This window comes from Cellulomonas sp. EB106-03-03-XG116 (assembly GCF_058792015.1).
The window spans coordinates 49,920-74,988 of record NZ_JBYTEP010000007.1; the positions used below are offsets into that span (position 1 = coordinate 49,920).

A 25,069-nucleotide genomic window follows, 5' to 3' on the forward strand; every position below is an offset into this window, starting at 1 on the left:
CGGGGTCAGTCCCGGGACAGCGCGACGACGACCTCGTAGTGCCCGGTCTGCGGGAACATGTCGAGCAGCCGGGCCCGGCGCGGCCGGAGCGACGGCATGGCGGCCAGGTCCCGGGCGAGCGACGCGGCGTTGCACGACGAGTAGACGACGTCCCGCACGCCCGACTCCTCGAGCCACCCGGCCAGCGCCGGCCCGATCCCGCGCCGCGGCGGGTTCACGACGACCAGGTCGGGCGGCGCCGCGGCCCCGAGCGCGAACGCGGTCGCGTCGCCCGCGGCGAACCGCACGCCCGCGAGGCCGAGGTCGTCCCGGCTCTGCTCGGCGCTCGCCACGGCCTCCGCCGAGGTCTCGATGCCGACGACGGTGCGGCCCGGCCGCGCGACGTGCAGGGCGAAGCCGCCGACGCCGCAGTACAGGTCCCACACGGAGCGCGGGGCGGCGGCGTCCACCCAGTCCCGGCCGATCCGGTACAGGGCCGCGGCGACGTCGGTGTTCGTCTGGAAGAAGCTCTGCGGCCGCAGGTGCAGGTCGACCTCGTTCACCCGCATCCGCAGGGTCGACCGCTCGGTCAGCACGACCTCGGTGTCGCCCTCGAGGACGGCCTTGTGCTCGGGGAGCAGGTTCGCCGACACGACGACGGCGCGGGGCAGCGCGGCCAGCAGCCACGGCAGGTGCTTGCGCAGCCGGGGCAGCGCCTCGGACGACCGGAGGACGAACCGCACCATGAGCTCGCCGTCGGGCGACTCGGTGACCAGCACGTACTTGAGCTCGCCGCGCCGGGTCGGCACGTCGTAGGGCACGAGGCGGGCGAGCGTCACGAACTCGGCGAGCACCGGCAGCGCGGCCTGCAGCGAGGCGGGGTAGAGGGGGCAGTCGCGCAGGTCGACCCCGACGCCGCCGGGGTCGAGGATGCCGAGCGTCGGGGCGTCGACGGTGCCGCCGACGGCCATCTTCGCCTTGTTCCGGAAGCCGGCCTCGGCGCTCGCCACCGGGGGCAGCCAGTCGAGCGGGCCGAACGGGTCGACCAGGTCGCGGCAGCGCTCCTGCTTGGCGGCGAGCTGGTCGGCGTAGGGCTGCTCGATCCAGGTGCAGGAGCGACACCGGGCGGCGTCGAAGTGGTGGCACTGCACCGGTCGATCCTACGTGCGTGCGGGCGCGGACCCCCGGGCTGACCGGGCCCGCGCGGGCTCAGATCCCGGGGACCGGCACGACCGCGACCGACCCCGTGTCGGCCCGCGGGCCGGCGATCGCGCCCGCCACCTGCGCCACCGCCGCGGCCACGGTGGACGCGACATCGGGGTGGAACACGCTCGGGATGATGTAGGCCGGGTTCAGCTCGTCGTCGGTCACCACCGAGGCGAGGGCCCGCGCCGCCGCGAGCAGCATGGCGTCGGTGATGACGTGCGACCGCGCGTCGAGCAGCCCCCGGAACACGCCCGGGAACGCCAGGACGTTGTTGATCTGGTTCGCGACGTCGCTGCGGCCGGTGCCGACGACCGCCGCGTAGCGGGCCGCCTCGGCGGGGTCGATCTCCGGGCGCGGGTTGGCCATCGCGAACACGATCGCGTCCCGGGCCATCGTCGCGACGTCCTCGCCGGTGAGGATGTTCGGCGCGCTCACCCCGATGAACACGTCCGCGCCGGCCAGGGCGCCGCGCAGCTCCCCGGTGACGCCGCGCGGGTTCGTGCGCTCGGCGATCCAGCGCAGCTCGGGCGACGCCAGCTCGCGGCCGGTGTGCACGATGCCGTCGATGTCCGCGACCACGACGTCGTGCACGCCCGCCGACAGCAGCAGCTTGAGCACCGCCGTCCCGGCCGCGCCCGCGCCCGACAGCACGACCCGGACCTGGTCGATCTGCTTGCCGACCACCTTCAGCGCGTTCGTCAGCGCCGCCGTCACCACGATCGCCGTGCCGTGCTGGTCGTCGTGGAACACCGGGATGTCCAGGCGCTCGCGGAGCCGGCGCTCGATCTCGAAGCACCGGGGCGCCGAGATGTCCTCGAGGTTGATCCCCGCGAACACCGGCGCGACCCGCACGACGGTCTCGACGATCTCGTCCACGTCCTGGGTGTCCAGCGCCAGCGGGAAGGCGTCGATGCCGGCGAACCGCTTGAACAGCGCCGCCTTGCCCTCCATCACCGGCAGCGACGCCAGCGGCCCGATGTCCCCGAGCCCCAGCACCGCGCTGCCGTCCGTGACCACGGCGATCGTGTTCCGCTTGATCGTCAGGCGGCGGGCGTCGTCGGGACGGGCCGCGATCGCCTCGCACACCCGCGCGACGCCGGGGGTGTAGGCCATCGACAGGTCGTCGCGGTTGCGCAGCGGCACCTTGGACTCGATCGACAGCTTGCCGCCGAGGTGCATGAGGAAGGTCCTGTCGCTGACCCGCTCGACGTCCACGCCGGGCAGCGCGCGCAGGGCCGCGACGATCTGCGCCGCGTGCTCCTCGCCGCTCGTGGCGCACGTGACGTCGACCGTCAGCCGCTCGTGCCCCGACGCCGTGACGTCGAGGGCGGTCACGATGCCGCCCGTCTGCTCGATGGCGGACGTCAGCTCGGAGACGGCCGTCGGCCGGGCCTCCACGTGCAGGCGCGCGGTGATGGACGAGGACACGCTCGGCGTCGAGGGCATGGGGTCAGTGTGACCCGGAACACGCTCGCGCGCCCAGGTCGGCGGCCCGGCGCGCCGCCCGCCGGGTCGTCGCTCGTAGGGTGGCCGCGTGCTGCCCGTCGCCCCGCCCCCGCCCGCGGGCGACGACCCGCTCGCGCCGCTGCTCGACCTGCCCGGCGTGCGCGACGCCGTCGACCGGGCGCGGACCGCGTGCGAGGAGCTGCGCTGGCACGAGGCGTTCCGGAGGCGGTGGCGCGAGGTCCGGGCCGAGGCCGACCTCCGGGCGGCGCGCGCCGGGGCGGCGGTCGACGGGGCGCGGGTGCCGCTGGACGTGCTGCGCGGGGTCGCGACGGGCGTGGACCGGGTCGGCTCGGGAGGCGATCCCGACCCGGCGGCGGGCGGCGACCCGGCCGACCTGCGCGTCGCCGTCGGCGCGCTGCGGGCCACGGCGCTCGCGGCCACCTGGCGGCCCGACCTCGGCGGCCGCTCGGCCGCCGTACTGCCGCCGCTCGGCCAGGTGCTCGCGCGCCTGCACGCCGCGGCCGGCGCCGGGTGGCTGCCCGAGGCGGACCTGGGCCGCGTGCGCGCGGGGGACGCCGCACCCCGCGACCTGACCGGGCTGGGCCCGGCGCCCGACGGTGCCGAGGCCGCCGAGCGCCTCGTGCTGCTCACCCGCACCGTCGGGGCCACCCGGGTGCCCGCGCTCGTGGTCGCCGCGGTGGTGCACGGGGAGCTGCTGGCGGTGCGGCCGTTCGCGGCGGCCAACGGGACCGTGGCGCGGGCGGCGGCGCGGCTGCTGGTCTGCGCGCGCGGGCTCGACCCGACCGGCGCGGTCGTGCCGGAGGCGGCGTGGGCGGCAGCGCCGCTGCCCTACCTGGCCACCGCGGCGCGGTTCGCGACGGGGACGCCGGAGGGCGTGGCCGCGTGGATCGGGGCGTGCGCCGACGCGGTGGTCGCGGGTGCGGCCGAGGGGCGGCGGGTGGCGGACGCGGTGCTGGCGGGCCGGCTGGGCTGAGCCGGCGGTCCAGGGGGGGTGGCCGGGCCGGTGGCGCGCCGCCGGTCTGGTCCGGGACGAACAGCGGCGCCCGGGGAGGGCGCCGCTGCCGAACGGACGACCGCGAGGGTTATCAGGCGTGCACGTGGTCAGTCGAGACGGGGTCGAGCCCGTTCGACGCGTCCTATGCGTGGACGGATCGCGCGTGGGTTCCCTCGGGCCGTTCTGTTGTGCTCCCCATCACAGCGGACCCCGGCCGGCCTGGGAAGGGCTCACGGCGAACTCCCAGGTCGGCCCGCGCCGTCGCCCGGATGGCGGGACGGCTGACCGGATGCCGGACGGTGCCGGGGCTCAGGCGCGGCGGCGTCGGTCGCGGGCGGCGCGCGAGGCCCACGCGGTCAGTCCCGCGGCGGCGACCAGGGCGGCCACCCCCGCCAGCACCAGGCCGTCCCGCCCGGCCGGACCGGTGAGCTGCCGCAGGGCGGCCCGCCGTCGACCGGCCGCGACCGCCACGTGCCGGCGGAACACCAGCGGCGTCCAGCCCTCGCGCTCCGCCAGCCGCCGCAGCGCACGGTCCGGGTTCACCACGAACCCGTGGCCGACCACGCGCAGCATCGGCGCGTCCGTGTCGGAGTCCGTGTACGCCGACGACGCGGCGAGGTCGTACCCGCGGCGCCGCGCGAGCTCCTGCATCGCGCGCGCCTTCGCGGGGCCGTAGGCGTAGAAGGCGATCTCGCCGGTGTACCGCCCGTCGGCGACGCCCATCCGGCTGGCGATCACCTCGTCCGCCCCGATCAGCTCCGCGATCGGCTCCACCAGCTCCGCGCTCGACGCCGACACGACCACGACGTCGTGCCCGGCCGCGTGGTGCTCGGCCACCAGGTCCAGCGCCTCGGCGTAGACCACGGGGCCGATCGCGTCCTGCAGGCTGGCGGCCACGATCGACGACACCCGCTCGACGTCCCAGCCCGCCACCATCGCGGACAGCTGGGCCCGCACGCGCTCGGTCCTGCCCTCGGTGGCGCTGCCGAGGAGGAACGCGAGCTGGGCCGCCGCGGAGCGGAGCGCCGCCCGCCGGGTGAGCAGGCCGCCGGACAGGAACGGGCGCGCGAACGCGCTCGCCGCCGACGTCGCGATGACCGTCTTGTCGAGGTCGAAGAACGCGGCGGCGCGCGCGGGCGGTGCTCCGCCGACGGGGGACGCGGACGAGGTGGGGCGGTGGGTCATCGGGACGGGTGCCTCCTGGATCGAGGGTATCGAGCCGCGCCGGGACGACCACAGGGGCACCGGGCGTGCGTCGTCCCCAGGGACCGGGCCGTCGGACCTCGGGACGGCGCCGCGCTGACGGCAGCCTCGGGGGACGCGGGAGCTGCGGTCCGGGTCGGCCGGGCCGGTGACCGCCGGGAGGTGCGATGGCGAGGAGCGGGCGGCCGGCGTCCGGGGCCGGGGTGGTGGGCGTGGTCGGCGCGCGCGGGGGTGCCGGGGCCACGGTGACGGCAGCGGCGCTCGCGGCGGAGCTCGCTCGGCGCGGCACGGCGGTGCTGGTCGACACAGGGCCCGGGCCCTCCGTCGACACCGTGCTCGGGCTCGAGGCGCACCCCGGCCTGCGCTGGCCGGACCTGGACGGCGCCCGCGGGGCTGTCGACCCGGCGCTGCTCGCCGGCAACCTCATGCGGTGGGGTCGGTGCGGGGTGCTGCCCACCGACGACGCCCGCCCCGGTCCGCCGCCGCCGGGGGCGCTGGGCGACGTGATCCGGGCGCTCGCGGCAGCGCACGGGTCTGTGGTGCTCGACCTGGACCGGACCGCCGTGCTCGGCGCCGCGGCGGAGGGCGGTGGGCCGGCGGTGCGGGACGGGCCGGCGGAGGCGGGTGGGCCGGCGGGGACGGGTGGGCCGGCGGGCGCGGGCGCCGGGGTCGGCGCGGGTGAGGGCCCGGCGGTGCGGGGGGCGACGCTGCTCGCGGCCTGCCGGACCGTGCTCGTGGTGGTGCCGCGCGACGTCCCCGCGGTCGCGGGCGCGCGGCTGCTGCGGGACGGGCTCGTCGGCGCGGGGCGGCGCGTGGGCCTCGTCGCGCGGGCGCCCGCCCCTGGCGGCCTCGGGGTCCAGGAGGTCGCGGCCGCCGTCGGGCTGCCGGTGGTGGCCTCCCTGCCCTGGGCGCGGGGGTTGGGCGCGGCGGTCGACAGCGGGGTCGGCCCCGCACTGCCGCCCGGGCTGGCCCGCGGGGTCCGGCGGCTGGCGCGGCGGCTCACGTGACCGGCGACGCCGTCTCCCGCGACGTCCGCCAGGACGGACCCGGGGTCGCCGACCTCGTCGCGACCGTCCGGCACCGGCTCGCCGCGGAGGGCGGACCGGTGACCGGGGCCCGGGTGTCCGCGGCGCTCCGCGGGAGCGGGCGCGTGCTGGGCAGCGCCGCGCTCGCCGAGCTGGACGCGGTCGTCCGCGCCGAGATCGTGGGCGCGGGACCCCTGCAGGCGCTGCTCGACGACCCCGCGGTGACGGACGTGCTGGTGAACGGTCCCCGGGACGTCTGGGTCGAGCGGGACGGGCGGCTGCAGCGGGCGGCCGTCGACCTCGGGGATCCCGCGCGGGTCCGGGCGCTCGCGGTGCGGCTGGCGGCGGCGGCCGGGCAACGCCTCGACGACGCGCGACCCGCCGCGGACGCCCGCCTGCCCGACGGCACCCGGCTGCACGCGGTGCTGCCGCCCGTGGCCGACGGGTGCACGCTGCTGTCCCTGCGGGTGCTCCGGCACCGGGCGTTCACCCTCGACGAGCTGGTCCGCGACGGCACGGTGCCCGCCGGGGCCGGCGGGGTGCTCCGCGCGCTGGTCGCCAGCCGGTCGAACCTGCTCGTCTCCGGCGCCACGGGCACCGGCAAGACCACCCTGCTCGGCACGCTGCTGTCGCTCGCCGACCCGGGCGAGCGGATCGTCCTGGTCGAGGAGGCGGGCGAGCTCGCGCCGCGGCACCCGCACGTCGTCCGGCTGCTCGCGCGGCGGCCGAACGTCGAGGGGTCGGGCGGGGTCGACCTCGGCGACCTCGTGCGCGAGTCCCTCCGGATGCGGCCCGACCGGGTGGTGCTCGGCGAGTGCCGCGGCGCCGAGGTCCGCGACGTGCTCAGCGCGCTCAACACCGGCCACGACGGCGGCTGTACCACGGTGCACGCGAACGCGGCCGCGGACGTCCCGGCCCGGCTGGAAGCCCTCGGCGCGCTCGCGGGGCTGTCGCGGGAGGCGCTCGCGGCCCAGGCGGCGAGCGCGATCCACGCCGTCCTGCACCTGCGCCGGGACGGGGGCCGGCGCCGGCTCGCCGAGATCGCCACGGTCGGGCGCGACCCCGGGACCGGGACCCTGGTCGTCCGCACCGCGCTCGCGGCCGGGCCCGACGGGGGCGTCGTCGCCGGGCCGGGGTGGTCGGGGCTCGTCGCGCGCCTGGGGCAGGTGCTGCCGGCCGGGCGCCCGTTCCCGGCGGGCGCGGCCTCCGGGTGAGCGAGCCGACGACCGCCGGGGCGGTGCTCGTGGCGGCGCTGACCGCGGCGGCCGTGCTCGGCGCGGGTCCGGCCGGGTCGGCCGCGCGGCGGGCGCGTCGCTCCGGGGCCCCCAGGGCGCCCGCGTCGACCTGGCGCGCCCGATCGCCCTGGTCGCGCGCCCGGAGGGGTGCCGACCCGGACCCGGTCGCGCTCCTGGGCGCCGTCGTGACGGGCGTCGCGGCGGAGGTCCGCGCGGGCCGCTCGCCGGCCGACGCGTGGCGGCTCGTCCTGGGCGTCCCCGTGGGCGCCGACGGGGTCCCCGGGGCCGCCGACGTCCTGGCGGCGGTCCTGCCGCGCCGGTCCAGGCGTGGGCGCGGCGACCCGGGGACGGAGGCAGTGCGCCGCCGGGTGTCCGGCGTGCTCGCCGCCGGGCGGCTCGCCGCCGAGCTCGGGGCACCCACCGCCGGCGTCCTCGACGAGTGCGGCCGCGCGCTCGCGGCGGACGCCGACGCCGAGACCGCCGTCCGCGGTGCCCTCGCGGGGCCCCGCCAGACCACGACTCTCCTGACCTGGCTGCCCGTCCTCGGGGTCGCGATCGGCGCCCTGCTCGGCGCCGACCCGCTCGGCACGCTCCTCGGGGGAGGTGCGGGCACGGCGGCCGGGATGGGCGGGGTCGTGCTGACCCTGGCCGGCCGCGGCTGGACGCGGCGCATGGTCGCCGACGCCCGGGCGGCCGGGACGGGATCGCCTGGGAGGGCGGGGGACGGGGCGGCCGCGAGGGCGGGAGCGGGGGCGGCCGCGGTGGCGGGTCCCGGGGAGGACGGGCGTGGTGCCTGAGGCGCTGCTCGTGCTCCTCGTCGGCGCGGCGCTGCACCTGGTGCGGCGCCCACCGGCCCGCCGCGGCGAGCGGCGGGCGTCGCGGCGCGACGACGACACCCCGGCCGCGGACGCGGACGACGTCGACCTGGTGACGGTGGTCGACCTCCTCGCGGTGGCCGTCGGCGCCGGAGCCAGCGTCCCGGGAGCGCTCGCCGCCGTCGGCGCGGCGCTCGGCGGTGGGCAGGGACGGGACCTCGTGCGAGCCGGGGACGCGCTCCTGCTCGGGGAGTCGTGGGTCGCCTCGTGGGCGCACGCGCCCGACGTGGCGGCGGCCCTCGACGGTCTCGAGGCCGCGTGGCGGACCGGGGCGCCGGCAGGCCCCGCGCTGCGGGCGTCCGCGGCCGGGCTCCGGCGCACGCGCGAGCGCGCCGCCCGGGAGGCGGCCGGGCGCCTCGGGGTGCGGCTGGTCATGCCCCTGGGGCTGTGCTTCCTGCCGGCGTTCGTGCTGGTCGGGCTGGTGCCCGTCCTCGCGTCGCTCGGTCGCGGCCTGCTGTGAGCCGGTGTGCGGAGGGCGCTCGTCGGCGACGAGGGCGTCGCACCCGGCCTCGGTGCCGTGGGCGCTGTGCCCGGACGGCGAGCGGGTGCCGAGTCCTCCACAGCCGCGGCGGGGTGCCTGGTCCCCAGGAGGGGCGCCACCGGTCGGCGAGCGGTCCGAGCGCCTCGGCAGGCTCGGTCGTGCCGGTCGACCAGCGACCGGCGCGAGCACGGGAGGTACGAGATGCAGCAGGTGAGCGTGGCGCGGGCGGCCTGGGTGCGCGGGCGCCGTCGCGTGGCGGCAGCGGCGGGGCGGCTGCCGGCGGGGCTGCGGCGCGCGCGGCGCCGGTTCGCGGGCACGACCCGGGACGCCGGGCTGGCGACCGCGGAGTACGCCGTCGTGATGATCGCCGCGGTGGGGTTCGCGGGGCTCCTGGTCGTGATCCTCCGCAGCGCGGAGATCCGGGAGACCCTGACGAACCTGGTCCGCGACGCCCTGGCGGTGTGACCGGTGGCCCGCGGCGGTCGGAACGGGACCGCGGCTCGGTGACCGCCGAGTTCGCGGTCCTGCTCCCGGCCGTCGCCCTGCTGCTGGGGGTGGTGGTGGCGCTCGCGGCGTGCGCCGCCGCCCAGCTCCGGTGCGCGGACGCCGCCCGCGTCGCGGCGCGTGTCGCGGCCATCGGGGAGGACGACGCGGCGGTCGCGTCGGCGGCACGCCGGGTGGCCGGCGGCGGGGCGCGCGCCGCGGTCGCGCGGGACGCGGCGTGGGTGGCCGTGACCGTGGAGACGACCGTCGGGCCGGCGCTCCCGCTCGTCGGCGGCCTCACCGTCCGCGGGGCGGCCACGGCGTGGGTCGAGCCGTGACCGGCCGACGGGCGGCGGCGAACAGCGCGCCCTGGCCCGCCGGCAGGTGGGCCGGCTCCCGCGCTGGCCCGCCGGGCGGTTCGCGCGTCGGCGTCCGCGGCGCCGAGCCGCGGGACCGGGGGTCCGCGTCGGTGCTCGTGATCGGGCTCGTCGGCGTGGTGGTGCTGCTCGCCGGGACGCTCGGGCTCCTCGGTGTGGTGCAGGCCGCCCGGGGACGGGCGCAGACCGCGGCCGACCTGGGTGCGCTCGCGGCTGCGGAGCATCGGCTCCGCGGGCACGCCGACCCCTGCGCGCTCGCGCGGGAGGTGGCCGCGCGGAACGGCGCCGCGGTCGCCGGATGCACGGCCGTGGGGGCGGGCGACGTCCGCGTCCGCGCGACCGTGCGGACGGTGGTCGGCGACGCCACGGCCGAGGCGGTCGCCGGTCCGCGCCGCTCCGTCGGACGTCGTCCCGGTGCGCGCGGTCCCGTCCGGGCCGCTCGGGGTGGGCGGGGTCCTGGCGAGCGTGGTCCGGCTGGGCGTGGTCCGGGTGCGCGGGGCTCGGGCCTGCGTGATCCGCGTGCCCGCCACGCGGGCGGGGGACGTGCTGCTGCGGGCGGCGCCTGCTCAGGCCGGGGCGTGCGCGAGGACCGCGTCGAGCAGCCGCACGGCGGCCGCCTTCTCGAGCGGGTTGTTGCCGTTGCCGCACTTCGGCGACTGCACGCACGCCGGGCAGCCGGTGCGGCACGGGCAGGTCGCGATCGCCTGCCGGGTGGCGCGCAGCCACGTCGCCCCGAGCCCGTAGCCGCGCTCGGCGAACCCCGCGCCGCCGGGGTAGGCGTCGTGCACGAACACGGTCGCCTGCTCGGTGTCCGCGTGCAGCGCCGTCGAGACCCCGCCGAGGTCCCAGCGGTCGCAGGTGGCGAGCAGCGGCAGCAGCCCGATCGACGCGTGCTCCGCCGCGTGCAACGCGCCGGGGGCGGTCTCGACGGTGATGCCCGCGCGCTCCAGCACCTCGACCGGCGCCGTCCACCAGACGGAGGTCGTCGGCAGCGTGCGCGCGGGCAGGTCGAGCAGCTCGGAGCCGAGCACCTCCATGTCCGGAATCCGCTTGCGCTGGAAGCTCAGCACCTGCGTCGTCACGTCCACCGCCCCGAAGCCCCAGGTCACCGGCCCCCAGCGGCGCTCCGCCGTGACCGACCGGATCTCGGTGGAGGTCACCCAGCGGGCCCACGTCCCGTAGTCGACGTCGCGCCGGTCGACCAGGGCGACACCGTCCTCGAGCCGCAGCTCGTCGACGACGTACGTCGCACCCTGGTGGACGTAGACCGCGCCGGCGTGCACGGTCGAGTCGGCGGCGGCCGAGTCCACCGTGCCCAGCAGCCGGCCCGTGGTGGACTCGACGACCCGGACCGGGTCGCCGCCGGTCCCACGCAGGTCCGTGAGCCGCGCCGCCTGCTCGGCGTGCGTCCAGTACCAGCCCGACGGCCGGCGCCGCAGCGCCCCCCGCGCGACCAGGACGTCCAGCAGCTCCCGCGTCCCCGGCCCGAACAGGTCGAGCTCCTCGGCGCGCAGCGGGGTCTCCGCGGCGGCGGCGCACAGGTGGGGGGCGAGCACGTAGGGGTTGCCGGGGTCGAAGACCGTCGCCTCCACCGGGGCGTCGAGCGCCGCCTCGGGGTGGTGCACCAGGTAGGTGTCGAGCGGGTCCTCGCGCGCGACCAGCACGACCAGGCCGTCGGCGCCCGCCCGGCCCGCGCGCCCCGCCTGCTGCCACAGCGACACGCGCGTGCCCGGCCACCCCGCGATCACGACCGCGTCCAGCCCCGAGATGTCGACGCCCAGCTCCAGCGCGTTCGTGGTGGCGAGCGCGCGCAGCCGACCGGTGCGGATCGCGGTCTCCAGCTCCCGGCGCTCCTCCGGCAGGTAGCCGCCGCGGTAGGCGGCGACGGCCATCGCGAGCTCGGGGTCCACCTCCCGCAGGTGTTCCCGGGTCACCGTCGCGACCGACTCCGCGGCACGCCGCGACCGCGTGAACGCGAGCGTCCGGGCGCCCGCGGCGGTGAGGTCGGCGAGCAGGTCGGCCACCTCGGCCGTCGCCGAGCGGCGAGGGCGGTCCGGGTCGTCGGCGACCAGGTCCTCGCCGGTGCCCAGCGGGCCCGAGCCCTCCCGCGCCGGTCCGACCGTGCCGGCGTCCGGGCCCGGCGCCGGTGCGGCGGTGCGCGCGGTGGGGTCGGTGCCGGCCGTCCCGTCGCCGTCGGCAGCCGTGCGCTCGATCTCGGTCCCGGCTCCGGGCCCGCCGCCCGCCTCGCTGCCGGCCGCCACGTCGGCCGACGCCCGGTCCACGTCCACCGGGGGCTCGTCGAGGGGCAGCGCCCACGGGTCGTCCTCGGGCAGCAGCCCGCTCCACGGGCCCTCGGCGGGCGCGACCTCGGGCGGCTGCCAGAGGGCGACCGTCTTGCGTCCGGCGGGGGAGGCGTCGTCCGCGACGGACACGACGTCCTCGGGCGCGACGCCGATCAGCCGCGCCGCGCTCACCGCGGGCTCCGCCGTCGTCGCCGACGCGAGCAGGAACACCGGGTCGGCGCCGTAGACCCCCGCGACGCGCCGCAGCCGCCGCAGGACTGCGGCGACGTGCGCGCCGAACACCCCGCGGAACGCGTGGCACTCGTCCAGGACGACGTACCGCAGCGACCCCAGCAGCCGCGCCCAGCGCCGGTGCTGCGGCAGGAGGGCGAAGTGCAGGAAGTCCGGGTTCGTGAGCACGACGTCGGCGTGCTCCTGCACCCAGCGTCGTTCCTCCTGCGCGGTGTCCCCGTCGCAGGTGGCGACCCGCACGTCCCGCAGACGGGCGGCGTGCAGCACCCGGTCGAGCGCGTGCCGCTGGTCCGCCGCGAGCGCCTTGGTCGGACAGAGGTAGAGCACCGACCCGCGGCGGGCGACCGCCTCGATCCGGCCCGGGTCCAGCGCGCGCGCCGCTGCCTGCGCCCGGACGGCCGACAGCGACGGGAGCCAGAACGCCAGCGACTTGCCGGAGCCCGTGGACGTCGACAGCACGGTGTGCCGCCCGGACCACGCCGCGTCCGCCGCCAGCGCCTGGTGCCGCCACGGGCGCTCGACGCCCAGCGCGCGGTAGCCCGCCACCAGGTCGGCGTCCGCCCAGGCGGGCCAGTCCACCGGGGTGCCCTCGCGGGCAGGCAGGTGCCGGACGTGCGTCAGCCGGTCGGCGCGGCGGCCGGCGGCGAGCAGCACGTCGAGCAGCTCACCGGTCCCCACCACGGGACCATCCTCGCCCCTCGACGGCCCTGCGTCGTACCGGTGCGCCCGCCGCGGCCCGCGCCTCGCGTGGCGTGCGGGGCAGGATGGGCACGTGGCGACGCATATCGACCTGAACTGCGACCTCGGCGAGGGCTACGGCCCGTGGAGCCTGGGGGAGCCCGGCGCGGACGACGCCCTGCTGTCCGTGGTCAGCAGCGCGAACGTCGCCTGCGGGTTCCACGCCGGCGACCCGTCGATCATGGCGGCTCGGTGCGCGACGGCGCTCGCCCGCGGCGTGGCGGTCGGCGCGCACGTCTCGTACCGCGACCTGGTCGGGTTCGGGCGCCGCCGCCTCGACGTGCCGCCGGGCGAGCTCGCCGCCGAGGTGGCCTACCAGGTCGGCGCGCTGCAGGCCGTCGCCCGGACCGTCGGCGCGCGCGTCGGCTACGTCAAGCCGCACGGCGCCCTCTACAACCGCGTCGTGCGCGACGAGGAGCAGGCAGCCGCCGTCGTCGCGGGTGTCGCCGGCGCGGACCCGACCCTCGCGGTCGTGGGGCTCCCCGGTTCGGCGGTGCTCCGGCACGCGCGCGAGGCCGGGCTGCGGACCGTGACGGAGGCGTTCGTCGACCGCGGGTACCTCGCGGACGGCACGCTGGTGCCGCGAGGGAGCGTAGGGGCCCTGGTGACCGACCCGGACGAGGCCGCCGCCCGCGCGGTGCGGATGGCCACCGAGGGCGCCGTGGTCGCCGTGGACGGCGCGCTCGTGCGCCTCGACGCGGCCTCGCTGTGCGTGCACTCGGACACGCCCGGGGCGGTGCCCGTCGCGCGTGCCGTCCGAGCGGCCCTCGAGACCGCCGGGGTCGAGCTGCGCCCCGCCGCGGCGTGAGCGGCACGCCGTCGTGACGACCGTCCCGGCCGGTGCCGGCGCGGGGTCCGCCGCGCAGCCCGGGTCCGCCGCGCAGCCCGGGTCCGCCGCGCAGCCGGGGTCCGCCGCGCAGCCCGGGTCCGCCGCGCGGCCCGGGTCCGTCGCGCGGCCGGAGTCCGCCTCGCGGCGCGCCGGGGACGCACCTGCTGCGGTCGGCCGTGTCGTGCCCTACGGCGTCGACGCCCTGCTCGTCGACCTGCCCGACCTCGCCGCCGTCCGCGCGCTCGACGACGCCCTGCGGTCGAGCCCGCTCGCCGGTGCGGTGGACGTGGTGCCGGCGGCGCGCACGGTGCTCGTGCGGTTCGCGACGCCCGGGGACGCCGTCGCTGCCCGGGACGGCCTCGAGGAATCGGCCGCCCGCGCCGCCGGTGACGACGCCGGCGCCGCCCGTGCAGGCCGTGTCGACCCTGCCGAGCGCGGCCACCGCGCCGATCGCCCCGACCGCGCCGTCGACCTGTCCACCGCCGCCCCCGCCCACCCGCGTCCACCCGCGCCCGTCGTCCTCCCCGTCCGGTACGACGGCGCCGACCTCGCCGAGGTCGCCCGCGTCACGGGTCTGGGCGAGGACGAGGTCGTCCGCCGGCACGCGGCGGCCGAGTACACCGTGGCGTTCGGCGGCTTCATGCCGGGGTTCGCGTACCTGACCGGGCTGGACCCCGCCCTGCACGTCCCCCGGCGGGCGACGCCCCGCGAGCGGGTCCCCGCGGGCGCGGTCGCGATCGCGGGGGAGTTCGCCGCGGTCTACCCGGCGGCGACTCCGGGCGGCTGGATGCTGCTCGGCACCTGCGACGTGCCGCTGTTCGACGTCGACCGCGACCCGCCCGCGCTGCTCCGCCCCGGCACGCGGGTGCGGTTCGCGCCCGCCGACGCCCCTGTCGCGGGCCCCACCGGCGTCCGTTCCGAGGGCGCGGCCGACGTCGGTGTCGACGGCCCGGCCGACCACCCCACGACGGGGGCTCCCGAGGACTCCCCGCCCCCGCCCCCGCCCTCACAGCCCGGCCGAGCCCCCGGGGCACCCCCCGCCGCGTCCGGCGCCGCCGCCGCCCGCGCCACCGTCGACGTCCTCGCCCCCGGCCCGCTCGCCCTCGTCCAGGACCGCGGGCGCCCCGGCCTCGCGGCCGTCGGCGTGGGTCGCTCCGGTGCCGCGGACGCCGGGGCGCTCCGCCTCGCGAACCGCCTCGTCGGCAACGCCCCCGACGCCGCCGGCCTGGAGGTGCTGCTCGGCGGCCTGTCCCTCCGGTTCCCGGCGGGCGGGGTCGTCGCCCTGGCCGGTGCCGAGGTGCCCGCCGACGTCGACGGCGTCCCCGTCGCCCCGCACGCCGCCACCCGCGTCCCGCCCGGGGGCGTGCTCCGCACCGGCACGGCGACGCGCGGCCTCCGGCTGTACGTCGCCGTCCGCGGCGGCGTGGACGTGCCGCGCGTCCTCGGCTCGCGGGCCGCCGACCGCCTCGCCGGCCTCGGCCCCGAGCCGCTGCGCGCCGGCGACGTGCTGCCCGTCGGGTCGCAGGTCGTCGACGCCGCGCAGCCCTGGGCGGACCCGCCGCGTGCGTGGCCGGCCACCGCCGTGCTCCGCGTGACGCCGGGTCCGCGGCCCGACTGGTTCGCCGCGGGGGCGTTCGAGCGGCTGCTCGGCGGGCGCTACGCGGTCACGCCGGCCAGCGACCGCGTGGCGCTGCGCCTCGACGGGCCGCAGATCGAGCGCGTCGACCGCGGGGAGCTGCCCTCCGAGCCCCTGGTGCCCGGCGCGGCCCAGGTGCCGCCGGACGGGCGCCCGGTCGTGTTCGGCGCGGACCACCCGGTCACCGGCGGGTACCCGGTGGTCGCCGTCGTCGAGCCCCGGTCCCGCGATCTGGCGGCGCAGCTCCGGCCCGGCGACGCGGTCACGTTCACCCGGTCGGACGGGCCCGCCGGACACGCGTGAGCACGCAACACGTGGGCCACGGGCGTGCGGTCTGTTTGAATGCTCCCGGAAGGCAGAGGGGAGCTCCGGTGGACGTCAGCGTGGCCAGCAGGACCGTCGAGGGCAGGACCGTCGTCGACGTGACCGGCGAGATCGACGTGTACACCGCGCCCGCGCTGCGCGAGAAGCTCACCGGCCTGGTCGACGCCGGGCACGTGGACCTGGTCGTGAACCTCACCGAGGTGCGGTTCATGGACTCCACGGGGCTCGGGCTGCTCGTCGGCGTGCTCAAGCGCGTCCGGGGGCTCGACGGGCGCCTCCAGCTCGTCATCGACTCCGAGCGGCTGCTCAAGGTCTTCCGCATCACCGCGCTCACCCAGGTGTTCACCATCCGGGCGACGGTGGACGAGGCGCTCGCCGCCGACCGCGAGGGCTGACGGCCGACAGTCCGGCGAGCCCCCTGCGCCCGCCGGACCGCCGTCGCGCGTCAGGGCAGGAACTGCCCCACCAGCTGGGCGACCTCGCCGGCCCGGACGTCGACCCAGAACCGTGCCCTGCCACCGACGGAGCCGTCCACGCGTGAGGCGTCCGCGCACCCGGCCGGGTCCGGACCGGTCAGCCCGCCGAGGTCGCTCGGCTGCTGCACGACCGCCTCGGGGAGGACGCAGTAGCCGGTGACCACCGCGTCGGGAGCGAGCACGAGCGTCCTCGACCGGGGGACGTCGTCGACGATCACGTACCCGCTGGGCGGGCCGTCGTTCTCGAGCAGCTCTGGTTCGTGCTCCTGCGCCCAGGTCCTCGCGGCGTCGCCCCCGTAGAAGATCCCGAGGTCGACGGTGATCGTGCGCGCGACGGGGTCGACCGCGAGGACGCTGCCGAAGAAGTCGCCGTCCTCCAGGCCGTCGCCCGAGCTCGGGGCGTCGGACACCAGGCTCGACTCCCCGTCCCACCTGCTGACGCCCGGATCGGCCAGCGGGGCGGCGTCCGCGGCCGGCTGCTCGGTGGCCTGCACGCCCGGCGTCACCGGTGGGTTCGACGTGCTCGGCGCGCCCGGGTCCGGCGTCTCGCCCGGGTCCGGTTCCGGGGCCGGCTCCGGTGCGGACGTGGTCGGTTCCGGCGCCGCGGGCAAGGGGTCGGGCGCGCGCCAGTCCGCGAGTGTCGCGCCCGTCAGGACGAGCACGCCGGTGACGGCGAGGGCCCCGACCGCACCGACGCCACGCCGCACGACTCGTCGGCGACGGCGGAGCGCGACCACCCGCCCCGGGTCGGCGGGCCGCCCGTGGGCACCGGCGTCGTCCGCGATCTCGTCCAGCGCCCGGCTCAGGTCGAACGTCACAGCGAGCTCCTCTCCGCGTCGCGCACCGCGCGTCCGTGCACCGGTCCCAGCAGTCCTTCCAGGCGGTGCGTCCCGGTGGACAGGTAGCGCTTCACCGCGCCGACGCTCACACCGAGGGCATCGGCGATGTCGGCGAGCGGGAGGTCGTCGAAGTAGCGCAGCACGACGCAGGCGCGCTCTCGCGGCGGCAGGGCCGCGAGAGCGGACCGCACGTCGACCTGCGCGGTGACGCGGTCCGCGCCGTCCGGGACGGGGAGCGTGCTCTCGTGCCCCAGCCGGGGAACCGCGTCCCGCCACCGGCGCAGCCGGCGGTGCCCGTCGACGAACGTGGTGAGGATCGCGCGGCGCACGTAGGCCTCCGCGGTGTCGAGGTCGACGCCCGAACGCGCCCGCACCATCGTCTTGACCAGGGCGTCCTGGACCAGGTCCTCCGCGTCCCGCAGACTGCCCGTGAGCAGGTACGCGTAGCCCACCAGGGCACGTCCCCGCTCGCGGGCGAGTGCCGCGACCGCCTCGTCTCCGTGCTGCACGCTCGTCCTCCCGCTCGTCGCGATCCTCTCGTCAGGTGGACGACCGGCCGGCACCCGAGGTTGTACCGGTCACCCGATCGGCGCAGGCGCAGGGGCCGCCCGGTGAACAGCGGAGGAACTCCCGGTGCCTCGGGGTCGCGGGCGGGGGGTCGCCGCCCGGCGGGCGGCACCATGCGGTCGTGCCGAACGACGTCGACCTCCTCGTCCGCACCTCCCGCGCCGTCGGCGGGGTGCACCGCTCCGTGGGCGAGATCGCCGTGCCCGTCGCGGTGGTGGACCGCGACCTGCCGATGAGCGAGGTGGAGGTCTTGTTCCGGTCGCCGCACCTGCCGTGCCTGGCGGTCGTCGACGAGCGGGACGGCAGCATCGGCATGGTGTCCCGCAGCCGGTTCACCGACGCGCAGACCGGCCGGCTCGGCTACGGGCGGGCGGTGCTGGCGCGCCGCCCGGTCGGCGAGGTCGCGGACTGGTCCCCGCTCGTGGTCGACGAGCGCACCGGCATCGTCGAGTCGGCGACCCGCGCGATGGAGCGGTCCGGGGAGACCCGCTACGACGACGTGCTGGTCCGGTCCGGCACCTGGGCAGCGGTGGCGACGTCGGACCTGGTGCGCGCGCTGGTGGCGGCGCTGTCAGAGCGGTCGCTGCACGACCCGCTGACCCGGCTGCCGCGGCGCGAGCTGGTGCTGCACACCGCGCGGGAGTGGTCGCGGCTGCTGCCCGGCAGCAGCCGCCGGCTCCTGCTGGTGCAGGCCGACGTCGACGGGTTCGCCCGGGTGAACGCGCGGTTCGGCGGTGCGTCAGGCGACGCGCTGCTCCGGGTGCTGGCCGACCGGTTCGCGGGCGGGGTGCCGACGGGCGCGATGGTCGGCCGCACCGGGAGCGACGAGCTCATGGCCGTGGTGCTGCTGCCCGGCGTGCCCGGTGCGGAGGCCGAGGAGCAGGTGGCGCGGGTGGTCGAGGGCGTCGGCCGCGCGCTGCTGCCGCGGGCGCCCGACGAGCCGCCCGTCCGGCTCGCGTGGGTGGTGTCGCCGGCGGGCGCCGCGGACGCCGACGCGCTCGTGCAGGAGGCGCAGCGGCGGATGCTCGCGCGCAAGGCGGACCCGTTGCCTGCTCTGGCGCCGCCGGGCTGACGGCACGCTCCGGGGGAGCATCGTCAGCCCACGACCAGCTCGAACGGCTCACCGGTGACGACGCCCGACGGCAGGCCCTGCGCGCCCTCCGCCGTCCGGACCTCGGCTCCGGCCACCTGGACTGCGGGCACGACGGTGTAGGTGCCTGCCGGAAGCCGCTCGTTCCCGGGGCCGCCCGGGGCGCAGGAGCGCAGGTCCAGCGCGCCCGGGAGGTCGAGCGGCCCGCCCCGACCCAGGTCGACGACCGCGTGGTCGACGTCGGTGAGCGCGGGCGGGCCCCCGACCACGACGCCGTCCCGGAGGACCCAGTACCCGGGGGTGGTCTGGACGACCGCGCGCAGCCGTCCGGGCCCCGCGTAGGTGAACGCGCCCGTCGCGTCGTGCGTCGACCCGGGCGGCACGTCCCCCGACGCCGGCACCTCGAGCGTCAGCAGCCGGCCGGCGGACGGGACCAGCGGGGCGCCGCATGACGGCTCGGGCGCGATCGCCCGGTCGTCGACGGCCTGCGGTGCCGGGAGCGTGCCGGGCTCGCCGTCGACGACCTCGAGGTCCAGCGGTGCGCCGACGACCCGTCGCCAGGCGTCCGGGTGCTGGGCGGCCACGGCGTCGGCGCCCTCGGTCCGCACGCGCTCGGCCACCACGGGGTCGTCGCCGAGCGGCAGCACCAGCGACGTCGGCACCACGGTGTACTGCCCGACGGGCAGCGGCAGTCCGTCGGCGCAGGACCGCAGCGGCAGGAGCCCCTGGTACAGGGCCGAGTGCGCGCTCACGCCCACGTCGTACCCCTCGAGCCCGGCCGGCACCTCGCCGTACAGGTCGCCGGTCCCGACCACGACGTCGTCGCGCAGCACCAGGAGCTCGGGTCCGGAGCCGGGCCAGATGCCGACGCCGATGCCGACGGGCGACCAGTCCGCCGGGATGGCGACCTCGAACCGGGTGGTCAGGCTCAGACCGCCGCCGACGGGCGCCTCGGCGGAAGCGGGAGCGGTCTCGATGGACCACCGGTCGTCGAGCGGCACGTCGGGCGCCGCGGTGGCCAAGGCCCCGCAGGCGCCGAACGCCAGCGACGGGTCCCCGGTCGGCAGGACAGTCGCGACCGGGCCGGACGGTGCCGTCGGGGTCGGCGCCGGGCCCGACGGCGCCGGCGTGCTGGTGGCGGTCGGGTGCGGCGTCGCCGGCTGCGGCGCGGGGCCCTCGCCCAGCGCCGAGCCCGCCACCACGGCCGCACCGACCACGGCGAGCGCGGCGGTGGCGGCGACGGTCGCGAGCCGGCGCCGCCGGCGGCCCGCGACGGCCACGACGCGCCCCGCCGACAGCCCGTCGCCGCCGCGCATCCGCGCGGCCTGGTCGTCCGCCCCGCGCCGGGCCAGGTCGCCGAGCGCGGCGTGCAGGTCGTGCTCGTTCATCGCCGGTCCTCCGTAGCCGTGCGCACCTCGATCGTCTCGGCGGCCGGGCGCACCTCCCCGAGCAGCGCACCCAGGCGCCGCGTCCCGTCGGACAGGTACCGCTTCACCGCGCCCTCGGACAGCTGCAGCCGCGCGGCGATGCCGGCGACCGTCAGGTCCTCGTAGAACCGCAGCACCACGCACGCGCGCTCCCGGGGCGTCAGTGACCGCAGCGCGTCCGCGAGGTCGCCCGTCCCGTCCGCCTCGGCGGCCTCGGGCGCGACGTCGGGCGTGGCGAGCAGGTGTCGGCGGCTCTGCCAGAGCCCCGTCTCTTCTCCNNNNCTCCGTCCCCCCCCCCCCCCCCCCCCCCCCCCCCCCCCCCCCCCCCCCCCCCCCCCACGCCGGTACTGGTCCAGGTAGGTCGTCAGCACGGCCTTCCGGACGTACGCGTCCAGCGACTCGATGTCGGTGCCGGCCCGCCAGCGGGACCACGACTTCGCGAGCGCGTCCTGGACGAGGTCCTGCGCGCTGTCGTGGTCGCCGGTGAGCAGCCGGGCGTACCCGACCAGCGCCGGGCCCCGCGCGGCGACGAACTCCGTCACCTGGTCCTGCCACGCCACGTGGTCCCCCTCGTCGTCCCGCCCGGCACGGCCGGGGTGATCCTGTCGTGAGGTGAGACGAGGACCGGCTGCGCAACGTTGGGGTGCGGGCGGCGTTCACCCGATCGGCCGAGTGGTGGGACCCGAGCCGAGCACCGGGGCGTCAGGGCATCGCGGTGTCGGCGCGACGACCAGCGCCGACGGGCGTCACGGCACGACGAGCGTGAACGGCTCCCCGACGAGCTGGCGCATGGTGACCTCCGACCCGCGCGGCACGATCTCCGCCCCGTCGGGGCCGACGAGCCCGTACGGGCTCGCCAGCACCACCGGGTAGGCCGTGTAGGTGCCGGGCTGGAGCGCGACCCCGTACCCCGTCGTCGCCCCGTCCGCGCACGTCCGCCAGGAGGCGGTGGGGACGGCCGACCTGACCGTGCTGCCGAAGTCGACGTCCTCCAGGCCGTACGTGGCCTCGGTGGCGGCGACCACCGCGCCGTCGCGGACCAGCCGGAGCAGGCTGCTGCGGCCGAGCGAGATCCGGCCGGAGCCGCCGTAGGTGATGGCGACCTCGACGTCCGTCCCGGCGGTCACGGTGGCCCGCGGGCCGGTGACGGCGAGCACGCCGTCGGCCGGGTCCGGCGTGACGACGGCGTCGCAGCCGTCGGGGTACGGGTTCAGGTCGTCCGCGGCGCCGACGCCGTCGAGGCTCGGCGGCCCGGTCGGGGCCTGCGGGAGCATCGCCGCGTCGGCGTCCTGCACCTCGACCCGGACGGGCACTGCGGCGGACACCACGGAGCGCTCCTCGAGCGGCACGGAGGAAGCGATGTCCGCCGCGGTCCAGACGCCGTCCCCCGCCACGCCGCGGAGCGCGTCGCGCCCGGTCGTCCACGTCCCGGCGACCGCGATCACCGCGTAGTCCCCTGCGGGCAGCGGCTCGCCCGCGGAGGCGCCCGGCGCGTCGCACACGGTCGGAGTCACGTGGCTGACGAAGGTCGAGCGCGACGGGTGCTCCGGGTCGTCGTAGACGAAGGCCACGGCGTCGACCGTCGCACCGGCCGGGTACGTGGGGGCCGTCGCGACCACGACGCCGTCCCGCGCGAAGAGCACGGTCGGACCTGTCTGCGGCGTGACCGCACCCACGTCGCCCGAGGTGGCGGCGAGCGTCGTCCGCACCTCGACCGGTGCGCGGCCGAGCACCGAGGGCGTCGCTGCCAGCTCGAGCGCGAGGCCCTCGCCGGTAGGTGCTGCCGTGGGTGCGCCGACCAACGACCCGCAGGTCCCGAACGGCAGCGCAGGGTCGCCCGAGGGCAGCGCCACGGACGACGTGGTCGGGGACGGGCTCGACGTCGGCGTCGGGGACGGCGCCGAGGTCCGGGTGGGCGGCGCTGCCGGGGCGGGCTCGGGGCGGTCCCAGGACGCGACGGCCACCCCTCCCGCGGCGACGCCGAGCACCGCGCACGCGGTCACGGCGGACACGAGCGCGGTGTGCCGGATGCGGTTCCGACGGGCGCGCGCGGTCATCGCACCGACGGGCAGACCGCCCCCGGAGCGCGCACGGGAGTCCTGCTCGGCGGCGACGTCCTGCACGAGGTCGTCGAGGGCGCGGCGCAGCTCGTCGCTCATCGCGGGCCTCCGTTCGTGGTCGAGAGGTCTTCGGTGTCGAGGTCGTAGGCGACGCCGAGCAGTCGGCTCAGACGGCGCGCGCCGTCGGACAGGTACCGCTTCACGGCCCCTTCGGAGAGGTCGAGCCGGCGAGCGATCTCGGGGATCGTGAGGTCGTCGTAGTGGCGGAGCACCGTGCAGGCCCTCTCCCGCGGGGACAGCCGCTCGAGGGCCCCGGCCACCTGGGCGCGGTCGACGGTGGTGCGCTCCGGCGACGGGGTCGGGGCGTCGTCGACCAGCAGGTGGGCGCGGTCGCGCCACGCACGCTCCCGCCGGACGTGGTCGACCCACCCGTTGAGGACGGCACGCCGGACGTACGCCTCGAGCCAGGTGATGTCGGCCCCCGAGCGACGCCGGGACCAGGCGCGGACGATGGCCTCCTGCACGAGGTCCTCCGCCGCGGCGGTGTCGCCGGTCAGCAGGCGGGCGTAGCCGACGAGCGCGGGGCCGCGCTCTCGGGCGAAGGCCGCCAGGTCGTCCTGCCAGGTCACGGTTCCTCCGCTGCTGATGTCCGGGGGCGTGTGGGCCGCGGCCCCGGGATGAGTGTCGTGGGGTGGACGTGACAGACCCGCCGATCGTTGGGGTGCCCCGTCCGCGTCACCCGTTCGGCGCACCCCGGCGTCGGACGGGGCGCCTCCGCACCCCTTCCCAACCGGGCAGATCTGGCTACAGTGGCGTCCTCTCGCGCGGCAACGGAGCGGCGCGTACCGGGGGGCGGCTCGGGCAGGGCCGTGCCCCGCGTCCGAGGAGGATGCATGGTCGAGCTCGGGTCCGGAAGCCTCGTGGTGGTCGCCGTCATCGCGGCCGTGGCGGTCGCCGCCCTCGTCGTGGCGGTGGTGCTGCGCCGGCAGGTGCTGGCGGCCGACGAGGGGTCCGCGTCGATGCGCGCGATCGCCGCGGCGGTGCAGGAGGGCGCCGCGGCGTACCTGTCCCGGCAGCTGCGCACGCTGGTGCTGTTCGCGGTGGTGGTGTTCGCGCTGCTGTTCCTGCTGCCGGGGGACGCCGGCGTCAAGATCGGCCGCTCGGTGTTCTTCCTGGTCGGCGCGGGGTTCTCGGCGTCGATCGGCTACCTCGGCATGTGGCTCGCGACGCGGGCGAACGTGCGGGTGGCCGCGGCGGCGTCGCTGCCGGGCGGCCGTGCGACGGGGGCGCGGATCGCGCTGCGGACGGGCGGGGTCGTCGGGATGTCGGTCGTCGGGCTGGGCCTGCTGGGCGCCGCGGTGGTCGTCCTGCTGTACCGGGGCGAGGCGCCCGCGGTGCTCGAGGGCTTCGGCTTCGGGGCCGCGCTGCTCGCGATGTTCATGCGGGTCGGCGGCGGCATCTTCACCAAGGCGGCCGACGTGGGCGCGGACCTCGTCGGCAAGGTCGAGCAGCACATCCCCGAGGACGACCCGCGCAACGCGGCGACGATCGCGGACAACGTGGGGGACAACGTCGGCGACTGCGCGGGCATGGCGGCCGACCTGTTCGAGTCGTACGCGGTGACGCTGGTGGCGGCGCTGATCCTCGGCCGGGCGGCGTTCGGCGAGGAGGGCCTGGTGTTCCCGCTGATCGTGACGGCGATCGGCGCCGTCGTCGCGGCGCTCGGGGTGGTCGTGACCCGGGTCCGCGGCGACGAGAGCGGGCTGACGGCGATCAACCGGGGCTTCGCGGTGGCCGCGGTGGCGGGGGCGGTGCTCGCGGCGGTCGCGGCGTTCGCCTACCTGCCGTCGTCGTTCGCGGACCTCGCCGGGACGGCCGGGCTGGCGGACCACCCGGGCGACCCGCGGGCCGTCGCGGCGGGGGCGGTCGCGATCGGCGTCGTACTGGCCGGGGTGATCCTCTGGCTGACCGGCTACTTCACCGGCACGACCTCCAAGCCGACGATCCACGTGGCGCGCACCTCGCAGACCGGGGCCGCGACGGTGGTGCTCTCCGGGATCGGCGTCGGGCTGGAGTCGGCGGTCTACACGGCGGGCACCATCGCCGCGGCGATCTGCGGGGTGTTCCTGCTCGCCGGCGGGTCGATCTCCCTGTCCCTGTTCCTGGTGGCGCTCGCGGGCTGCGGGCTCCTGACGACGGTCGGCGTGATCGTCGCGATGGACACCTTCGGGCCGGTGAGCGACAACGCCCAGGGCATCGCCGAGATGTCGGGCGACGTCACCGAGGAGGGCGCGCAGATCCTCACCGACCTCGACGCCGTCGGGAACACCACCAAGGCCGTCACCAAGGGCATCGCGATCGCGACGGCCGTGCTGGCGGCGACGGCGCTGTTCGGGTCGTACGCCGACGCGGTGGCCGGGGCGGTGCGGGGGCTGGAGCTGACGCAGGTGCCGGGCGACATCGTCCTGGCGATGACCGACTACCAGGTGATCAGCCCGGTGACCCTGGTCGGCGTGATCCTCGGCGGGGCCACGGTGTTCCTGTTCTCCGGGCTCGCGATCGACGCCGTGACCCGCGCGGCCGGGGCGATCGTGTTCGAGGTGCGCCGGCAGTTCCGCGAGCACCCCGGGATCATGACCGGCGCGGAGCGCCCGGAGTACGGCAAGGTCGTCGACATCTGCACCCGGGACTCGCTGCGCGAGCTCGCCACCCCCGGGCTGCTCGCGGCGTCCGCGCCGGTGGCCGTCGGGTTCGGGCTGGGCATCGGGCCGCTCGCCGGGTTCCTCGCCGGGGCGATCGGCGCCGGCGTCCTCATGGCGGTGTTCCTCGCGAACTCCGGCGGCACCTGGGACAACGCGAAGAAGCTGGTCGAGGACGGGCGGTACGGGGGCAAGGGCTCGCCGGCGCACGACGCGGTGGTCATCGGCGACACCGTCGGCGACCCGTTCAAGGACACCGCCGGGCCGGCGATCAACCCGCTGATCAAGGTGATGAACCTGGTGGCGCTGCTCATCGCGCCCGCCGTGGTCACGGTGAGCCTCGGCGACGGGGCGAACCACGTGGTGCGCCTGTCGATCGCGATCGTGGCGGGGCTCGTCGCGCTCACCGCGGTCGTGCTGTCCCGGCTGCGGGCGGCGCGGGTGGACGAGGAGGCGCGGCTGGAGCGCGAGGTGCCGCTGCGGGCGTGACGCGCTCTCGTGACGCAAGCCGTTTTCGTATACGTT

At 78.1% G+C, this 25,069-nt stretch carries 22 protein-coding genes and 1 pseudogene; 13 read left to right on the top strand and 10 right to left on the bottom strand.

What is annotated here, in order from left to right; genetic code table 11:
• Positions 1 to 5: 5 nt before the first annotated feature.
• The gene (gene rlmC, locus AC3WUG_RS04965) at positions 6 to 1,130 is read right to left on the bottom strand and encodes a 23S rRNA (uracil(747)-C(5))-methyltransferase RlmC (RefSeq protein WP_492326636.1); all 1,125 of its coding nucleotides are present in this window, start codon (positions 1,128 to 1,130) and stop codon (positions 6 to 8) included.
• 58 nt (positions 1,131 to 1,188) lie between these two features.
• Positions 1,189 to 2,631, bottom strand: a complete 1,443-nt coding sequence (locus AC3WUG_RS04970) for an NAD-dependent malic enzyme (RefSeq protein ID WP_492326637.1) — start codon at positions 2,629 to 2,631, stop codon at positions 1,189 to 1,191.
• 88 nt (positions 2,632 to 2,719) lie between these two features.
• On the opposite strand from AC3WUG_RS04970, the gene AC3WUG_RS04975 reads away from it, so the two are divergent.
• Positions 2,720 to 3,625: a cell filamentation protein Fic gene (locus AC3WUG_RS04975; RefSeq protein WP_492326638.1), complete on the top strand. Its 906-nt coding sequence runs from the start codon at positions 2,720 to 2,722 to the stop codon at positions 3,623 to 3,625.
• 330 nt (positions 3,626 to 3,955) lie between these two features.
• Here the strand turns inward: AC3WUG_RS04975 and AC3WUG_RS04980 are convergent, their stop codons facing one another.
• On the bottom strand, positions 3,956 to 4,831 hold the full coding sequence (locus AC3WUG_RS04980; protein ID WP_492326639.1) for an HAD family hydrolase: 876 nt from the start codon (positions 4,829 to 4,831) through the stop codon (positions 3,956 to 3,958).
• Positions 4,832 to 5,016: 185 nt separating this feature from the next.
• On the opposite strand from AC3WUG_RS04980, the gene AC3WUG_RS04985 reads away from it, so the two are divergent.
• From AC3WUG_RS04985 to AC3WUG_RS05015, 7 genes and pseudogenes are all read left to right on the top strand, one after another.
• Entirely contained in the window at positions 5,017 to 5,856 is an 840-nt protein-coding gene (locus AC3WUG_RS04985) for a CpaE-like family protein (protein ID WP_492326640.1), read from the top strand.
• On the top strand, positions 5,853 to 7,088 hold the full coding sequence (locus AC3WUG_RS04990; RefSeq protein WP_492326641.1) for a TadA family conjugal transfer-associated ATPase: 1,236 nt from the start codon (positions 5,853 to 5,855) through the stop codon (positions 7,086 to 7,088). The genes AC3WUG_RS04985 and AC3WUG_RS04990 overlap by 4 nt, the downstream gene beginning before the upstream one ends.
• Positions 7,085 to 7,906 carry a type II secretion system F family protein gene (locus AC3WUG_RS04995; RefSeq protein ID WP_492326642.1) on the top strand — a complete coding sequence of 274 codons (822 nt, stop codon included), beginning with the start codon at positions 7,085 to 7,087 and terminating at the stop codon, positions 7,904 to 7,906. The genes AC3WUG_RS04990 and AC3WUG_RS04995 overlap by 4 nt, the downstream gene beginning before the upstream one ends.
• On the top strand, positions 7,899 to 8,444 hold the full coding sequence (locus tag AC3WUG_RS05000) for a type II secretion system F family protein (protein WP_492326643.1): 546 nt from the start codon (positions 7,899 to 7,901) through the stop codon (positions 8,442 to 8,444). The genes AC3WUG_RS04995 and AC3WUG_RS05000 overlap by 8 nt, the downstream gene beginning before the upstream one ends.
• Positions 8,445 to 8,666: 222 nt before the next feature.
• Positions 8,667 to 8,930, top strand: a complete 264-nt coding sequence (locus tag AC3WUG_RS05005; RefSeq protein WP_492326644.1) for a DUF4244 domain-containing protein — start codon at positions 8,667 to 8,669, stop codon at positions 8,928 to 8,930.
• Between the two features lie 38 nt (positions 8,931 to 8,968).
• Positions 8,969 to 9,286 (top strand): TadE family type IV pilus minor pilin, encoded by a 318-nt coding sequence (locus tag AC3WUG_RS05010; RefSeq protein ID WP_492326645.1) that lies wholly within the window; start codon positions 8,969 to 8,971, stop codon positions 9,284 to 9,286.
• A pseudogene (locus AC3WUG_RS05015) lies at positions 9,283 to 9,702 on the top strand (Rv3654c family TadE-like protein); the annotation flags it as partial. The gene AC3WUG_RS05010 and the pseudogene AC3WUG_RS05015, both read left to right, overlap by 4 nt.
• A 189-nt stretch (positions 9,703 to 9,891) precedes the next feature.
• Here the strand turns inward: AC3WUG_RS05015 and AC3WUG_RS05020 are convergent.
• A complete protein-coding gene (locus tag AC3WUG_RS05020; RefSeq protein WP_492326646.1) occupies positions 9,892 to 12,540 on the bottom strand; it encodes a DEAD/DEAH box helicase in 2,649 nt (882 codons plus the stop codon).
• A 91-nt stretch (positions 12,541 to 12,631) separates the two neighbouring features.
• On the opposite strand from AC3WUG_RS05020, the gene AC3WUG_RS05025 reads away from it, so the two are divergent.
• The 3 genes from AC3WUG_RS05025 to AC3WUG_RS05035 all read left to right on the top strand — a co-directional run bounded on the left by AC3WUG_RS05025 (position 12,632) and on the right by AC3WUG_RS05035 (position 15,781).
• The gene (locus tag AC3WUG_RS05025; protein WP_492326647.1) at positions 12,632 to 13,405 is read left to right on the top strand and encodes a LamB/YcsF family protein; all 774 of its coding nucleotides are present in this window, start codon (positions 12,632 to 12,634) and stop codon (positions 13,403 to 13,405) included.
• A 13-nt stretch (positions 13,406 to 13,418) separates the two neighbouring features.
• A complete protein-coding gene (locus tag AC3WUG_RS05030) occupies positions 13,419 to 15,365 on the top strand; it encodes a 5-oxoprolinase subunit B/C family protein (protein ID WP_492326648.1) in 1,947 nt (648 codons plus the stop codon).
• A gap of 80 nt (positions 15,366 to 15,445) precedes the next feature.
• Positions 15,446 to 15,781: an STAS domain-containing protein gene (locus tag AC3WUG_RS05035; protein ID WP_492326649.1), complete on the top strand. Its 336-nt coding sequence runs from the start codon at positions 15,446 to 15,448 to the stop codon at positions 15,779 to 15,781.
• A 50-nt stretch (positions 15,782 to 15,831) separates the two neighbouring features.
• Here the strand turns inward: AC3WUG_RS05035 and AC3WUG_RS05040 are convergent, their stop codons facing one another.
• Together AC3WUG_RS05040 and AC3WUG_RS05045 are read right to left on the bottom strand one after the other, a co-directional pair.
• On the bottom strand, positions 15,832 to 16,680 hold the full coding sequence (locus tag AC3WUG_RS05040; RefSeq protein ID WP_492326650.1) for a hypothetical protein: 849 nt from the start codon (positions 16,678 to 16,680) through the stop codon (positions 15,832 to 15,834).
• Positions 16,677 to 17,210, bottom strand: a complete 534-nt coding sequence (locus tag AC3WUG_RS05045) for a SigE family RNA polymerase sigma factor (RefSeq protein WP_492326651.1) — start codon at positions 17,208 to 17,210, stop codon at positions 16,677 to 16,679. Before AC3WUG_RS05045 ends, AC3WUG_RS05040 begins: the two co-directional genes overlap by 4 nt.
• 179 nt (positions 17,211 to 17,389) lie before the next feature.
• Between AC3WUG_RS05045 and AC3WUG_RS05050 the strand changes: the two genes are divergently transcribed.
• Positions 17,390 to 18,340, top strand: a complete 951-nt coding sequence (locus tag AC3WUG_RS05050; protein ID WP_492326652.1) for a diguanylate cyclase domain-containing protein — start codon at positions 17,390 to 17,392, stop codon at positions 18,338 to 18,340.
• Positions 18,341 to 18,363: 23 nt separating this feature from the next.
• On the opposite strand, the gene AC3WUG_RS05055 is transcribed toward AC3WUG_RS05050, so the two are convergent.
• The 4 genes from AC3WUG_RS05055 to AC3WUG_RS05070 form a co-directional block, all read right to left on the bottom strand.
• Positions 18,364 to 19,746 carry a hypothetical protein gene (locus tag AC3WUG_RS05055; protein ID WP_492326653.1) on the bottom strand — a complete coding sequence of 461 codons (1,383 nt, stop codon included), beginning with the start codon at positions 19,744 to 19,746 and terminating at the stop codon, positions 18,364 to 18,366.
• Complete coding sequence (locus AC3WUG_RS05060) at positions 19,743 to 20,345, bottom strand: sigma-70 family RNA polymerase sigma factor (protein WP_492326654.1); 603 nt, start codon at positions 20,343 to 20,345, stop codon at positions 19,743 to 19,745. The genes AC3WUG_RS05055 and AC3WUG_RS05060 overlap by 4 nt, the downstream gene beginning before the upstream one ends.
• 186 nt (positions 20,346 to 20,531) lie before the next feature.
• Complete coding sequence (locus AC3WUG_RS05065; protein ID WP_492326655.1) at positions 20,532 to 21,944, bottom strand: hypothetical protein; 1,413 nt, start codon at positions 21,942 to 21,944, stop codon at positions 20,532 to 20,534.
• The gene (locus AC3WUG_RS05070) at positions 21,941 to 22,474 is read right to left on the bottom strand and encodes a SigE family RNA polymerase sigma factor (RefSeq protein ID WP_492326656.1); all 534 of its coding nucleotides are present in this window, start codon (positions 22,472 to 22,474) and stop codon (positions 21,941 to 21,943) included. Before AC3WUG_RS05070 ends, AC3WUG_RS05065 begins: the two co-directional genes overlap by 4 nt.
• A 264-nt stretch (positions 22,475 to 22,738) precedes the next feature.
• On the opposite strand from AC3WUG_RS05070, the gene AC3WUG_RS05075 reads away from it, so the two are divergent.
• Entirely contained in the window at positions 22,739 to 25,033 is a 2,295-nt protein-coding gene (locus tag AC3WUG_RS05075; RefSeq protein ID WP_492326657.1) for a sodium-translocating pyrophosphatase, read from the top strand.
• The last annotated feature ends 36 nt before the right edge of the window (positions 25,034 to 25,069 follow it).